16 protein-coding genes are annotated in these 13,609 nt (G+C 65.6%); 5 read left to right on the top strand and 11 right to left on the bottom strand.

Annotation, left to right across the window (positions count from 1 at the left end):
- Positions 1-73 precede the first annotated feature (73 nt).
- Positions 74-1,138: an SDR family oxidoreductase gene (locus DYQ94_RS12245; RefSeq protein WP_039521715.1), complete on the top strand. Its 1,065-nt coding sequence runs from the start codon at positions 74-76 to the stop codon at positions 1,136-1,138.
- A 241-nt stretch (positions 1,139-1,379) separates the two neighbouring features.
- Here DYQ94_RS12245 and lolD read toward each other — a convergent pair whose 3' ends face one another.
- The 10 genes from lolD to DYQ94_RS12195 form a co-directional block, all read right to left on the bottom strand.
- Positions 1,380-2,114 carry a lipoprotein-releasing ABC transporter ATP-binding protein LolD gene (lolD, locus tag DYQ94_RS12240; protein WP_160955145.1) on the bottom strand — a complete coding sequence of 245 codons (735 nt, stop codon included), beginning with the start codon at positions 2,112-2,114 and terminating at the stop codon, positions 1,380-1,382.
- Positions 2,107-3,348, bottom strand: a complete 1,242-nt coding sequence (locus DYQ94_RS12235; protein WP_024938683.1) for a lipoprotein-releasing ABC transporter permease subunit — start codon at positions 3,346-3,348, stop codon at positions 2,107-2,109. Before DYQ94_RS12235 ends, lolD begins: the two co-directional genes overlap by 8 nt.
- Before the next feature lie 23 nt (positions 3,349-3,371).
- Complete coding sequence (locus DYQ94_RS12230) at positions 3,372-3,824, bottom strand: YgfX family protein (RefSeq protein WP_104542253.1); 453 nt, start codon at positions 3,822-3,824, stop codon at positions 3,372-3,374.
- Entirely contained in the window at positions 3,775-4,023 is a 249-nt protein-coding gene (locus DYQ94_RS12225) for an FAD assembly factor SdhE (protein WP_016902588.1), read from the bottom strand. The genes DYQ94_RS12230 and DYQ94_RS12225 overlap by 50 nt, the downstream gene beginning before the upstream one ends.
- Positions 4,024-4,134: 111 nt before the next feature.
- Entirely contained in the window at positions 4,135-4,917 is a 783-nt protein-coding gene (locus DYQ94_RS12220; RefSeq protein ID WP_024938686.1) for a succinate dehydrogenase iron-sulfur subunit, read from the bottom strand.
- Between the two features lie 16 nt (positions 4,918-4,933).
- Positions 4,934-5,143 (bottom strand): hypothetical protein, encoded by a 210-nt coding sequence (locus tag DYQ94_RS12215; RefSeq protein WP_024938687.1) that lies wholly within the window; start codon positions 5,141-5,143, stop codon positions 4,934-4,936.
- Between the two features lie 3 nt (positions 5,144-5,146).
- On the bottom strand, positions 5,147-6,937 hold the full coding sequence (gene sdhA / locus DYQ94_RS12210; protein WP_016902591.1) for a succinate dehydrogenase flavoprotein subunit: 1,791 nt from the start codon (positions 6,935-6,937) through the stop codon (positions 5,147-5,149).
- 33 nt (positions 6,938-6,970) lie between these two features.
- A complete protein-coding gene (gene sdhD / locus DYQ94_RS12205; protein WP_016902592.1) occupies positions 6,971-7,357 on the bottom strand; it encodes a succinate dehydrogenase, hydrophobic membrane anchor protein in 387 nt (128 codons plus the stop codon).
- On the bottom strand, positions 7,354-7,749 hold the full coding sequence (gene sdhC / locus DYQ94_RS12200) for a succinate dehydrogenase, cytochrome b556 subunit (RefSeq protein WP_026064344.1): 396 nt from the start codon (positions 7,747-7,749) through the stop codon (positions 7,354-7,356). Before sdhC ends, sdhD begins: the two co-directional genes overlap by 4 nt.
- A gap of 56 nt (positions 7,750-7,805) precedes the next feature.
- A complete protein-coding gene (locus DYQ94_RS12195) occupies positions 7,806-7,976 on the bottom strand; it encodes a DUF1674 domain-containing protein (protein ID WP_162839016.1) in 171 nt (56 codons plus the stop codon).
- A gap of 39 nt (positions 7,977-8,015) precedes the next feature.
- On the opposite strand from DYQ94_RS12195, the gene ygfZ reads away from it, so the two are divergent.
- A complete protein-coding gene (gene ygfZ / locus DYQ94_RS12190; RefSeq protein WP_126966120.1) occupies positions 8,016-8,906 on the top strand; it encodes a CAF17-like 4Fe-4S cluster assembly/insertion protein YgfZ in 891 nt (296 codons plus the stop codon).
- Here the strand turns inward: ygfZ and DYQ94_RS12185 are convergent.
- Positions 8,903-9,991, bottom strand: a complete 1,089-nt coding sequence (locus tag DYQ94_RS12185) for an ABC transporter ATP-binding protein (protein WP_024938691.1) — start codon at positions 9,989-9,991, stop codon at positions 8,903-8,905. The two genes, ygfZ and DYQ94_RS12185, sit on opposite strands and share 4 nt — an antisense overlap.
- A 421-nt stretch (positions 9,992-10,412) precedes the next feature.
- Here DYQ94_RS12185 and zwf point away from each other — a divergent pair, with 421 nt between their 5' ends.
- From zwf to pgl, 3 genes are read left to right on the top strand one after another with little or no spacing between them, the layout of a single operon-like run.
- Positions 10,413-11,843, top strand: coding sequence for a glucose-6-phosphate dehydrogenase (gene zwf, locus DYQ94_RS12180; RefSeq protein WP_016902596.1), 1,431 nt, complete (start codon positions 10,413-10,415; stop codon positions 11,841-11,843).
- Complete coding sequence (gene glk, locus DYQ94_RS12175) at positions 11,840-12,847, top strand: glucokinase (protein ID WP_016902597.1); 1,008 nt, start codon at positions 11,840-11,842, stop codon at positions 12,845-12,847. Before zwf ends, glk begins: the two co-directional genes overlap by 4 nt.
- Positions 12,844-13,563 carry a 6-phosphogluconolactonase gene (gene pgl / locus DYQ94_RS12170; protein WP_126966119.1) on the top strand — a complete coding sequence of 240 codons (720 nt, stop codon included), beginning with the start codon at positions 12,844-12,846 and terminating at the stop codon, positions 13,561-13,563. The genes glk and pgl overlap by 4 nt, the downstream gene beginning before the upstream one ends.
- Positions 13,564-13,609: the final 46 nt, after the last annotated feature.

Below are 13,609 nucleotides of genomic sequence, written 5' to 3'. Positions count from 1 at the left end.
GTATCAGACTGCATTCGCCTCGATTTCATGACTGCCGCGTTATGTTCGCCACTGTTTCTGAGGAGCTTCCCCCATGCGTAAAGGCACTGCACTGATTGTCGGCGTGACCGGCATTTCCGGTTACAACCTCGCCAATGTCCTGGTGGCCGATGGCTGGACCGTCTATGGCCTGGCACGGCGCCCGCTGCCTCAGGACGGCGTGATCCCGCTTGCGGCCGATCTGCTGGATGCCGACAGCACCAGCACCGCGCTGCGTGGCCTGCCGATCACCCACGTGTTCTTCTGCACCTGGACACGGCGCGACACCGAGCGCGAGAACGTCGAAGCCAACGGCGCGATGATGCGGCATCTGTGCGAAGCGCTGAGCGATGCGCCGCTGCAGCACATGGCGCTGGTCACCGGCACCAAGCATTACCTGGGCGCGTTCGAGAACTACGGCAGCGGCAAGGCGGAAACGCCGTTCCGCGAAAGCGAGCCGCGCCAGCCCGGTGAGAACTTCTACTACACGCTAGAAGACCTGTTGTTCGCACATGCCGAGCAGCATGGCTTCGGCTGGAGCGTGCATCGCTCGCACACCATGATCGGCATGGCCAATGGCAGCAATGCGATGAACATGGGCGTGACGCTGGCGGTGTATGCATCGCTGTGCAAGCACACCGGCCAGCCGTTCGTGTTTCCCGGCTCGCAGGCGCAGTGGAACAGCCTCACCGACCTGACCGATGCCGGCCTGCTCGGCAAGCAGTTGGCCTGGGCCGGCCTGAGCCCGGCCGCACGCAATCAGGCCTTCAACACCGTCAACGGCGACGTGTTCCGCTGGCGCTGGATGTGGAGCCAGATTGCCGACTTCTTCGGGCTCGACGCTGCGCCCTGCCCCGAGACCCCGCAGCCGCTGGAGGCACGCCTGAGCGAGACCGCGCCGGCAATATGGAGCGAGATCGCCAGCCAGCATGGCCTGGTGGAGGCCGACGTCAATCGATTGGCATCCTGGTGGCACACCGATGCCGACCTGGGCCGCGAGATCGAGTGCGTCAACGACATGACCAAGAGCCGCGAACTGGGCTTTACGGATTTCTACGACAGCCGTGCATCGTTCCTGGAACTGTTCACGCGCCTGCGCGCGCTGCGCATCATTCCCTGATGCGCTGGGTCGTCGCCACACCCGTGGCGGCGACCGTTCTTCCTGTCAACGCAATTCCTGTCGACGCGAGCATCGGCGCGTTGCTGCGCGCGGGCACTTTGTGCTGAGCGCGCATGCTGTGGCCACCGCCAGTCGATGCATCACGCGAATGCACCCGCAATCAGCCCCAGGATCTTCAATCTGAGACCGCGGGTTCACCGCCGCCCAGCCGCCAGGAATTCCGACGGCCAGGCAGTGCTTCTTACACCGCAGAAGGTGCCAGTTCGCGCAGCCTGCCCTGATGCAGCTCGAGCACGCGGTCCAGGCGTCGCGCCAGACTGCGATCGTGCGTCACCAGGACCAGACTGGTGCGCTGTGCACGGTTGAGCTCCAGCATCAGCTCGAACACGGTCTCGGCGGTCTTGTCGTCCAGGTTGCCGGTGGGCTCATCGCCCAGCACGCAGCCCGGCTTGTTCACCAGTGCGCGCGCCACCGCCGCACGCTGACGCTCGCCGCCGGACAATTCGCTGGGCTTGTGCTCGATGCGGTGTCCGAGCCCGACCGATTCCAGCAACTGCAAGGCCTGCGCCCGCGCCACTGACACTTCTTTCCCGGACAACAGTACCGGCATCATCACGTTTTCCAGCGCGGTGAATTCCGGCAGCAAATGATGGAACTGGTAGACGAAACCCAGGGCCTGATTGCGCAGCTTGCCGCGCTCGCCATCGGACAACGCTGACATGCGCCGGCCGGCCACGTACACCTCGCCCGAGGTCGGAATGTCCAAGCCGCCGAGCAGATGCAGCAGCGTGCTCTTGCCCGCCCCTGAGGCGCCGACAATGGCCACGGTTTCGCCTGTCGCCACGGTCAGATCCAGACCGTCGAACACCGGCGTGCGCATCTTGCCCTCGGCGTAGGTCTTGCCCAGACCCTCGGCGCGGATCACCGCCTCTGCATGGTTTGGCGTTTGCACGGCCGATTCCCTGATCTCATTCATAACGCAGCGCCTCCGCCGGCTGCGTGCGCGAGGCGCGCCATGCCGGATACAAGGTCGCCAGGAAACTCATCACCAGCGCGACGACGGTGATCACCACCACGTCCTGGGTCTGCATGTCGGTCGGCAAGCCGGTGATGTAATACACGTCCTCGGGCAGCAGCTTGACGCTGAAGATGGTCTCGATCACACCCAGGATGCGCTCCAGGTTGAGCGTCAGCACGATGCCGCCGATCACGCCCATGATCGTGCCCATGAAGCCGATCAACGAACCCTGCACCATGAACACCTGCATCACCCCAGCAGGCGACAGGCCCAGGGTGCGCAGGATGGCGATATCGGCCTGCTTGTCGGTGACCAGCATCACCTGCGAGGACACCAAGTTGAACGCGCCCATCGCCACGATCAGCGACAGCAGGATGCCCATCACGGTCTTTTCCATCTTCAACGAGTGGTAGAGATTGGCGTTCTCCTGGGTCCAGTCGCTGACCCGGTACGGGCCATGCAACTTCACCGCCAGATCGCGTGCCACCGGCCAGGCCTGATCCATGTCGTGCAGGCGCAGCCGCACGCCGGTGACGCCGTCCATGCGCAGCACGCGTGCCAGGTCCTGCATGTTGACCACGGCCAGGCCGCGGTCGATCTCGTTGTAGCCCGCCTCGAAGATTCCGCTGACGGTGAAGCGCTTGAGCCGCGGCATCGCGCCCAGCGGCGTGGCCTGGGTATCGCTGAGCAGCACCACGATGCTGTCGCCCATGTCCACGCCCAGCCAGATCGCCAGCTCCTTGCCGATGACGATGTTGTAGGAGCCCGGGGTCAGGCTGTCGACCGACCCCTGCTGCATCTTCTTGGCCAGCACCGATACCTTGCCCTCTTCGGCAGGAACGATGCCGCGCACGATCGCCGGCTGCTTGCGCGGGCCCTGCAGCAGCGATTCGGTTTCGATGTAGGGCGCGGCACCGGCGATGCGCGGATCGGCCATGGCGACCTCGACAGCATGCTGCCAGTCGTGCATCGGCGCGCCGTCCGCACTGACCGTGGCATGCGCGGCCATCTGCAGCAGGCGGTCGCGGATTTCCTTCTGGAAACCGCTCATCACCGCCAGCGTGGTGATCAGCACGGTCACGCCCAGGGCGATGCCCAGGATCGATGCCATCGAGATAAACGAGATGAAGCCATTGCGCCGCTTGGCACGCAGGTAGCGCAAGCCGATGGCAACCGGGATAGGTTTGAACATGCGGTTCAACCAGGAAAGGGACGCTATGGTGCCACTTGCGGCCGCCGGGACGAAATGGCGTGTGCCTGAGCGGCCAGACGCAGTTCACGTCGCTGCGCTGCGGGCAAGGTATCCGGCCAGAAAAGCAGGCGTTGGCGACGTGCATCCAGGCCAGTCCACGCCACCACCGCGATCGGCCCGCGCCACGCCACCTGCAGGCCCTGCACCTGCACACCGTCAACGCTGGCGGGCGTTTCGCTCCAGGGCACGATCACTTCCCGCGCTGGCGAGCGCAACAGCAGGCGCAGTGATCGTCCACCGGTCAACACCGTATAGACAGACAACAGCATCGCCAGCCATGGCGGCACCCCACTCCGCCAGAGTGCCCACAATGCGAGCGCGCTCAGCACGCCCAGCGCGCAGGCAAGCCCGCGCGAGGGTCGCCATTCAAGCCGGCATGGCGCGAATATCGGCGATGAGTGCGGCGTTGACGGCATCGGGGCAGGCCTCGTATCCCATGAACCAGCGCCACAACTTATCGTCTTCGCAATCCAGCAGCTGTAGGAAAACCGCGCGCTCGGATTCGGAAGCCTGCGCCCAGCGTTGATCCAGATAGCGCCCGAACAATTGATCGAGCTCGCGCATGCCGCGCCGGCAACGCCAGCGCAGTTTCTTCAACAGCGTTTCTTCATCCATCTCACTCTCCACCTCGCCTTGCCGGCACCGAAAACGACAGCGGCACCAGACCAAGGGCCGGTGCCGCTGTGAACCATCTCCCCGCCGAAGCGGGGCCGCATTGCCCTGCGATCAGGCGCGACGCGCCATCATCAGCTTCTTGATCTCGGCAATCGCCAGCGCCGGGTTCAGGCCCTTGGGGCAGGTCCGCGCGCAGTTCATGATGGTGTGGCAGCGATACAGCTTGAACGGATCTTCCAGGTCGTCCAGGCGCGCACCGGTGTCTTCGTCGCGCGAATCGATGATCCAGCGATACGCCTGCAGCAGGATCGCCGGGCCCAGATAGCGCTCGCCATTCCACCAGTAGCTCGGGCAGCTGGTCGAGCAGCAGGCGCACAGGATGCACTCGTACAACCCATCGAGCTTGCGGCGGTCTTCCGGCGACTGCAGGCGCTCGCGGTCCGGCGGCGGCGGGGTCTGGGTGCGGATCCACGGCTTGATCGACGCGTACTGCGCGTAGAAATGCGTCAGATCCGGCACCAGGTCCTTGATCACGCTCATGTGCGGCAGCGGATAGATCGGCACCTCGGCCTTGCCGCAGGCGGCAATCGCCTTGGTGCAGGCCAGCGTATTGGTGCCGTCGATGTTCATCGCGCACGAGCCGCAGATGCCCTCGCGGCAGGAGCGACGGAACGCCAGCGTCGGGTCGATCTCGTTCTTGATCTTGATCAGCGCGTCCAACACCATCGGACCGCACTTGTCGAGATCGATCTCATAGCTGTCGGTACGCGGGTTGGCTTCGCCATCCGGATCCCAGCGGTAGACCTTGAAGGTGCGCGTGTTCTTGGCGCCCTGTGCAGGGTAATGCTTGCCCTTGCCGATCTTTGAATTCTTGGGGAGGGTGAACTCTGCCATAGCTGCTCTCGTTGGCTCAGGCGATGCGCGGTGCGAACGACAACCGCACCGTGCGCATGAAGGTAAAGATGACGGATGCCACCGCCGCGGCGGTGGCGCAACCGCCGGCGGCTTGCCGGCGTTGCCCCTGCGTCATGAGGCGATCCGGCTGTCGCGGTGCACGGCTGCGGTACCCGGACAGGCCGGCCAGCAGAGGCAATGCGAAAGCGGATCGATCCATGCGCATCGATCAGTAAACGCGCGGCTTCGGCGGGACCACGTCCACGTCCTTGCTCAGCGTGTACATGTGCACCGGACGATATTCGAACTCGCACTTGCCCTTGTCGTCGACGGTGACCAGCGTGTGCTTCTGCCAGTTGACGTCGTCGCGGTCCGGAAAGTCTTCGTGCGAATGCGCGCCGCGGCTCTCATGCCGCTGTTCGGCCGAGTTGATCGTCGCCACTGCATTGAGCAGCAGGTTGTTCAACTCGTAGGTTTCGATCAGGTCCGAGTTCCACACCAGCGAGCGGTCCGAGACCTTGACGTCCTCGAAGCTGGCGAAGATCTCGGCCATCTTGTCGACGCCCTCTTTCAGCGTCTTGCTGGTACGGAACACTGCCGCGTCCGACTGCATGGTGCGCTGCATGTTGTCGCGGATCACCGAAGTCGGCGTGGAGCCGTTGGCGTAGCGCAGCTTGTCCAGCAGGCCCAGCGCCTTGTCGCAGGCATCGGACGGCAGCGTCTTGTGCGGCTGGTTGGGCTTGACCGTCTCGGCGCAGCGGTTTGCCACCGCACGGCCGAACACCACCAGATCCAGCAGCGAATTGGAACCCAGGCGGTTGGCACCGTGCACCGACACGCAGGCAGCTTCGCCGATCGCGTACAGGCCCGGCACGACTGCATCCGGGTTGTCGCCCTGCTTGCGCACGACTTCGCCATAGAAGTTGGTCGGAATGCCGCCCATGTTGTAGTGCACGGTCGGCAACACCGGAATCGGCTGCTTGGTCACGTCCACACCGGCAAAGATGTGCGCGCTCTCGGCGATGCCGGGCAGCTTTTCGTTGATGACTTCCGGGCCGAGGTGGGTCAGGTCGAGCAGGATGTGATCCTTGTGCTCGCCCACGCCACGGCCTTCGCGGATCTCCACTGTCATCGAACGCGATACCACGTCGCGCGATGCCAGATCCTTGTAATGCGGTGCGTAGCGCTCCATGAAGCGCTCGCCGTTGCTGTTGCGCAGGATGCCGCCTTCGCCACGCACGCCCTCGGTGATCAGGCAGCCCGCACCGTAGATACCGGTGGGATGGAACTGCACGAACTCCATGTCTTGCACCGGCAGGCCGGCACGCATCACCAGGCCGCCGCCGTCACCGGTACAGGTGTGGGCGGAGGTGGCGCTGAAGTAGGCACGGCCATAGCCGCCGGTGGCCAGCACCACGCCGTGGGCGCGGAACAGATGCAAGCTGCCATCGGCCATATCCAGCGCCAGCACGCCGCGGCAGACGCCTTCCTCGTCGAAGATCAGGTCGAGTGCGAAGTACTCGATCATGAAGCGTGCGTTGTGCGCCAGCGACTGCTGGTACAGCGTGTGCAACATCGCGTGACCGGTACGGTCGGCCGCCGCGCAGGTGCGCTGCGCGGACGGGCCTTCGCCGTACTTGGTGGTCATGCCGCCGAACGGGCGCTGGTAGATCTTGCCCTCTTCGGTCCGCGAGAACGGCACGCCGTAGTGCTCGAGCTCGATAATGGCCGGAATCGCCTCGCGGCACATGTACTCGATCGCGTCCTGGTCGCCCAGCCAGTCCGAGCCCTTGATGGTGTCGTAGAAGTGGTAGCGCCAGTCGTCTTCGCCCATGTTGCCCAGCGCGGCGGAAATGCCGCCCTGCGCCGCAACGGTATGCGAGCGGGTCGGGAAGACCTTGGTCAGGCAGACCGTCTGCAGGCCCTTCTGGGCCAGGCCGAACGTGGCGCGCAGGCCGGCGCCGCCGGCGCCCACCACGACCATGTCGTACTTGTGTTCTGTGATCTTGTAAGCGGACATCGAATTATGGATTCCTGTTTGGTCGCGGACGACTCAGCTGATGCCCAGCGCAATACGCGCCACGGCAAACACGCTGACGATGGCGCCCAGCACGGCGACGAAGCGCACGATGGTCTGCGCAGCAAGCGCGAGCAGCGAGTTGTGCACGTAATCTTCCAGCACCACCTGCATGCCCAGCTGCGCATGCCAGAACGAGGCGATCAGGAAGCCGACCAACAGGATCGCGTTCCAGGGCTTGGCCACGGCAGCGCTGGCCGCAGCGTGATCGGCACCGATCAGGCTCAGCACGAAGATCAGGAACCAGATCGACAGCGGCACCAGGGCGGTGGCGGTCAGGCGCTGCACCACGAAGTGCTCGGTGCCGGTCTTGGCGGCACCCAGGCCACGCACGTTCTTCAGCGGGGTACGGTAGCGGTTCATACGGCACCTCCGGCCAGCAGTACATATGCCCAGATCGCAGCGGTGAGCACGAAGCTCAGGATTAGCGACAACCAGCCAAGACTGACGAACGAGCGCACTGCATAGCCCTGTCCGAAGTCCTGCATGATGTGGCGCAGTCCACCGAACAGGTGGAACGCGAAGCACCAGGTCCAGCCGAACAGGAAAACCTGGCCGTACCAGGCGCCTGCGTGCTCGCGGAAACAATTCCAGTGGTCGGGGCCGAGCATCAATGTCAGCAAGGCGGCAGCAATCGCCAGGGCGCCGATGGACAGTACGATGCCAGTGGCTCGATTGAGAATCGAGGTCACCATCTGTATCTGCCAGCGGTACACCTGGAGATGCGGGGAAAGAGGACGTTCGCGGATCGCCATTCGCTGGGCTCGTTTTCTCGGCTGGGCGGCACTAGACCGCTGTGGCTAAAAGCTGCTCAAAAATCGATGCAGCGTCCATTTTTTTCCCAGTCGCCGTAGCGCGTTGGCTCGGGGCCGTCGCGTCCACCAATCTCCTTGGGCAGTGGCTGCTTCTCGGGAAGATGCTCCTGAGGAGAAGGCTGCGTCTCGGAATCCTGCGCTGGGGTGGGGGTTGGATGGCCTATCATAGTGGTCTCACAACATTGCGATTTTAGTCCTCCCCTTCCATGGCTGACAACCTGAATCTTATTCCACAGGGTTTTGGCTCCCTGCACGACATGCAATACGTCCGCTTGATCGGGACGGATGCAGTGGCGTTCGCGCATGCGCAATTTGCCAACGACGTACAGGCGCTGGCGATCGGGCAGTGGCAGTGGAATGCGTGGTTGACGGCAAAGGGGCGCGTGATCGCCATCTTCGCACTCCTGCGTGAGGACGACACCCACCTGCTGATGCTGTTGCCCGATGGCAATGCGGCCGAGATCGCAACGCAACTCGGCCGTTTTGTGTTCCGACGCAAGCTCAAGATCGGCGTGGCGGCGCTTTTGGCGTTTGGCGGCCTTGCCGCGCCCGCGCGCGCCCAGGGCGCGCAGGCCGATATCGGAACGCAGCGTATCGAATTGGACCTGGGCAGCCCTGCCCTGCCGCGCACGCTGATGTTGCTGACGAACGATGAGGCATTGGCCGCGCCTATCGAAGTACCGCGCATGGACGCCGAGTGGCGCCGTACGGACCTACAACTGGGGCTGGCGCGCCTGCCCGATGCGCAACGCGAGCAGTGGACGCCGCAGCAGCTGGCGCTGGATCGCCTGCAGGCCTTCAGCGTCAAGAAGGGCTGCTACCCGGGCCAGGAGATCGTGGCGCGTACGCATTTTCTAGGCAAGGCCAAGCGTGCGCTGCAGCTGCTGCAGGTCGATGCCGTTGGCAGCGATGCGCTGGCCGAGGCCGGCCAGGCCGTGCTGCTGGGCGATGCCACCGTCGGCACGCTGGTCAGCGTGGCGGGCGATCTTGCACTGGCGGTGCTGCCGCTGGAGCTGACCCTGGAGGCCGACGCCGTGCTGCAGGCGGGCGCGCATGCCGCCCGCCCGCTTGCATTCGTGCAGGGACTGGCGCGTTAGGCCAGCGCCAGCCGTTCGCCGCTGGCCGGGTCGAAGAAGTGCAGCGCCTCGCTGCGCAGTGCCAGGCGCAGTTGCTCCCCCACCGCCGGCAAGGCCTGCGGTGCGACCCGGATCACCAGCGGCTGGCCGCCACGGTCGAGGTTGAGGAAGATCTCGTTGCCGACCGGCTCGATCACATCGATACGCGCGTCAAAGCCCAGCGCGGCGTCGTTTGACGGCTGCAGGTGCTCCGGACGCACGCCGACGATCACCTCGCGACCGAACCAGCTGCGCTCGACCCGCGCCGCACCCAGCGGCACACGCCAGCCATCGGCCATGACCAGATGCAGGCCGTCCTGCTCATCCAGGCGCCCCTGCAGCACGTTCATCGCCGGGCTGCCGAGGAATCCGGCCACGAACAGATTGGCCGGGCGGTCGTACAGCGCCATCGGGCTGTCGATCTGTTGGATCACCCCATCCTTGAGCACCACGATGCGCTGGCCCAGCGTCATCGCCTCGACCTGATCGTGCGTGACGTAGATCATCGTGGTGCCGAGCTTGCGATGCAGCTGCGCGATCTCGGTACGCACGCTGTGGCGCAGCTTGGCATCCAGATTGGACAGCGGCTCGTCGAGCAGGAACACCGACGACTCGCGCACCATCGCCCGCCCCAGCGCCACGCGCTGACGCTGGCCGCCGGACATCGCCTTGGGCAGCTTGTCGAGCATCGGGGTCAGCCCCAGCAGCTCGGCGGCGTTGTTGACGCGCTCGGCGATGACCTGCTTGGGGTGGCCGCGCAGCTTGAGCCCGAAGGCCAGGTTCTCGGCCACGGTCATGTGCGGGTAGAGCGCATAGCTCTGGAACACCATGGCGATGTCGCGGTCCTTGGGGGCCACGTCGTTGACCACGCGCTCGCCGATCTTGAGCGTGCCGGCGCTGATGTCCTCGAGCCCGGCGATCATGCGCAACAGGGTCGACTTGCCGCAGCCGGACGGACCGACCAGCACCATCAGCTCGCCATCGGCGACCTCGAAGCTCGCACCCTGCACCGCGACCTGGCCGTTCTCGTAGACCTTGCGGACACCTTCCAACTGCACTTTCGCCATCTTCGGCCTCAACGTAAGTTGTGCGCCCTGCCCTCGGCCCTCCCGACGGCGGTGACGCCGCATGCGCCTGCAAGGAAATCCCCTGCAAACGAATGCATTGGTTTATTCTGACATGTAATCGTTTTCACATGGCAACATCGATCTCGGGAGGGACCATGCCGCCACCGACCCAAGCCGCTGTCTTAAGCGGTGCAGCCTACCTTGCGAGGCCCGCCATTCGGCCACGCATGTGCAGGTCAACCGCCGCGGCGCTAACCGCTGACGGCCACTTGCTGCAACAATCGGGGATTGGGCGTACGCGTCCATCCCCCGCTGCGCGCACACCAGTGTCGCTCAGGAACAGACATACCGACCGCCGGCTGTCCGGCGCCTTTCCGACCAGCTGCTGATCACGATGTCTCCAGAATCTGAAATTCGGTCCATGCACAACACCCTGATCCTGTTCGGCGCCACCGGCGATCTCGCCCAGCGCTATCTCTTCCCGTCCCTGCTGCGATTGTTCGTCGATGGCCTGCTGCCGGAGGATTTCCGTATCCGTGCGCTGGCATTGTCGCCGCACGACACCGAGGCGTTCCGCGAGGTCCTGCGCCCGCGCCTGGCTGCCGCGCTGCCGATCGCCACGCCCGAGCAGATCGAAACGCTGCTGCAGCGGGTCGACTATCGCTCGGTGGATCTGCGCGATGCCGAGTCGGTGGCCAATGCCGTACGCGAGCTGGCCAGCCGCCAGTGCGTGAGCTACCTGGCGATTCCGCCGGGCCTGTACATCAGCACCTGCCAGGGCCTGGCCCTGGGCGGTGCGCTGGCCGCGCCGCACCGGCTGATGCTGGAAAAGCCGATCGGCCACGACTCGGACAGCGCCCGCGAGATCCTGCAGTCGATCGGCGCGCTGATCGACGAAGACCGCGTGTTCCGCCTGGACCATTACCTGGGCAAGGCGGCGGTGCAGAACCTGATCGCGCTGCGCTTCGGCAATACCTTGCTGGAAGCGGTGTGGAACCGCACCTATATCGAGTCGGTGCAGATCCTGGTGGCCGAGAGCGAAGGCGTGGATGGGCGCGATGCCTACTACGCGCGCTCCGGCGCGCTGCGCGACATGGTGCAGAGTCACATCCTGCAGTTGTTGTGCCTGGTGGCGATGGAGCCGCCAGCCTCGCTGGAAGCCGATCGCATCCGCGACGAGAAGGTCAAGGTGCTGCGCGCGCTGCGCCCGATGACCGCCGAGCATGCCGCCCACGACAGCGTGCGTGGCCGCTACACCGCCGGCAGCATCAACGGCCAGCCGGCGCAGGCCTATCACCCGCCGGAAGGCAGCGACGTGGAAACCTTCGTCGCGGTGACCGCGCATATCGATAACTGGCGCTGGGCCGGGGTGCCGTTCCACCTGTGCACCGGCAAGCGCCTGGCCGAGCGCTCCACCCGTATCGTGGTCACGCTCAAGCCGGTGACGCATTGGCTGTTCGAGCGCCCGGACCGGCAGAACGCGGTGCCCAACCGCCTGACCTTCCAGCTGCAGCCGCAGGAAAACATCGAGCTCGGCCTGATGAGCAGCCTGGCCGGCCCGGAATGGGGTGCGATCGAACTGCAGCCGCTGGAACTGGAACTGTCGGTGCCGACCGGCCTGCACCGCCGCATCGCCTACGAGCGCCTGTTCGTGGATGCCTTCAACGGCAACCCGGCGCTGTTCGTGCGCGACGACGAGGTCAAGGCCGCCTGGTCGTGGATCGACAGCGTCAGCGATGCGTGGAAAGACGCGCAGCTGCCGCTGCAGCCCTACCCGGCCGGCAGTTGGGGCCCCGATGCCGCGGCGCCCTTCCTGCCCCCGGCCACCGACGCACAGGGACACACCGCATGACCGCTCCTTCCAAGCCGGTGCTGGTTGCCGATATCGGCGGAACCAATGCGCGCTTCGCGCTGGCCGACGTCGACGCCTCGGTGCCGCTGCTGGATGACACCTCGCGCGAATTTGCGGTGGTCGATTTCGGCTCGCTCGGCGAAGCCGCGCGTTATTACCTCGACCAGATCGGCGTGCAGGCCACCCAGGGCGTGTTCGCCGTGGCCGGCCGCGTGGACGGCGACGAGGCGCGCATCACCAACCATCCGTGGGTGATCTCGCGCTCGCGCACCGCGGCGATGCTGGGCTTCAGCACCCTGCACCTGATCAACGACTTCGCCGCGCAGGCCATGGCGATCAGCCTGCTGCGCCCGCAGGACGTGGTGCAGGTCGGCGGCGCCAGCTGGCGGCCGGCGCCGATCGATCAGCCGCGCAACTACGGCGTGATCGGCCCGGGCACCGGGCTGGGCGTGGGTGGGCTGATCATCCGCAACGGGCGTTGCTTTCCGCTGGAAACCGAAGGTGGCCACGTCAGCTTTCCGCCCGGCACGCCAGAGGAGATCCGCATCCTGGAGATCCTTTCCGAGCAGTTCGGCCGGGTCTCCAACGAGCGCCTGATCTGCGGCCCGGGCCTGGTCAACATCCATCGCGCGCTCAGCGAGATCGCCGGGGTCGACCCGGGCCCGCTGCAGCCCAAGGACATCACCGCGCGTGCGGCGGCGGGCGACCCGCGCTCGTCGCGCACCATCGATCTGTTCTGCGCCATCTTCGGTGCGATCGCCGGCGACATGGTGTTGATGCAGGGCGCATGGGACGGCGTATTCCTCACCGGCGGGCTGGTGCCCAAGGTGCTGGATTCGCTGCAGCATTCCGGCTTCCGCCAGCGCTTCGAACACAAGGGACGCTTCTCCGCGATCATGTCGCGGGTGCCATCGCTGGCGGTCATGCACCCGCATGCCGGCCTGCTCGGCGCCGCCGCCTATGCGGTGGATGCGCAGCGTCAGCATCCAGGGGAGCAGCGATGAACCTGCAGGACAATCCGCGCATCACACTGGTGCGTTACGAAGACCCGGCCGAATGGACCGAGGCGGTGGCCAGCGAAATGGCCGACCTGCTGGAACAGGAGATTTCGCGCCGCGGCCAGGCGCGCATGCTGCTGTCCGGCGGCACCACCCCGGCGCCGGTGTACGAATCGCTCGCCCACCGTCCGCTGGACTGGTCGCGGGTGGAAGTGGGCCTGGTCGATGAGCGCTGGCTCTCGCCGCAGGATCAGGACAGCAACGCCTGGCTGGTCAATCACAGCTTTCTGACTCACGCATCGGCGGCGACCTTCATCCCGCTGGTGCGCCCGGGCAAGCAGTTGCCCGAGTGCGTGCACACCGCGAACCTGCAGGCCAGGCACGCCGAGCCTGCGTGCCTGGCGGTGCTGGGCATGGGCGGCGACGGACACACCGCCTCCCTGTTTCCGGGCTCGACCGACCTGAGCAAGGCGCTGTCCAGCCCGCAGCCGTACGCGTCGCTGGATGCCACCGGCTGCCCCGGCTCGAATCAGTGGCCGCTGCGGATCACGCTGACACCGGCCGGACTGGCCGCCATCCCGACCCGCCTGCTGCTGTTGCGCGGCAAGCAGAAGCTGGACGTGCTGCAGGCTGCATTGGCCGGTGACGATGTCAGCGAGTATCCGATCCGCGTGGCGCTGCAGCCGCCGGGCCCGAAATTGCGGGTTCACTGGTGTGCTTAGGTGCGAGTCCCTCGCAAAAGCCGATTTTGTGCGAGTCCTTCGCAAC

Origin of the sequence: Xanthomonas sp. LMG 8993 (assembly GCF_009835065.2) — a bacterium.
Classification (GTDB): domain Bacteria; phylum Pseudomonadota; class Gammaproteobacteria; order Xanthomonadales; family Xanthomonadaceae; genus Xanthomonas; species Xanthomonas arboricola.
This window is presented reverse-complemented; position numbering and strand designations above follow the sequence as displayed.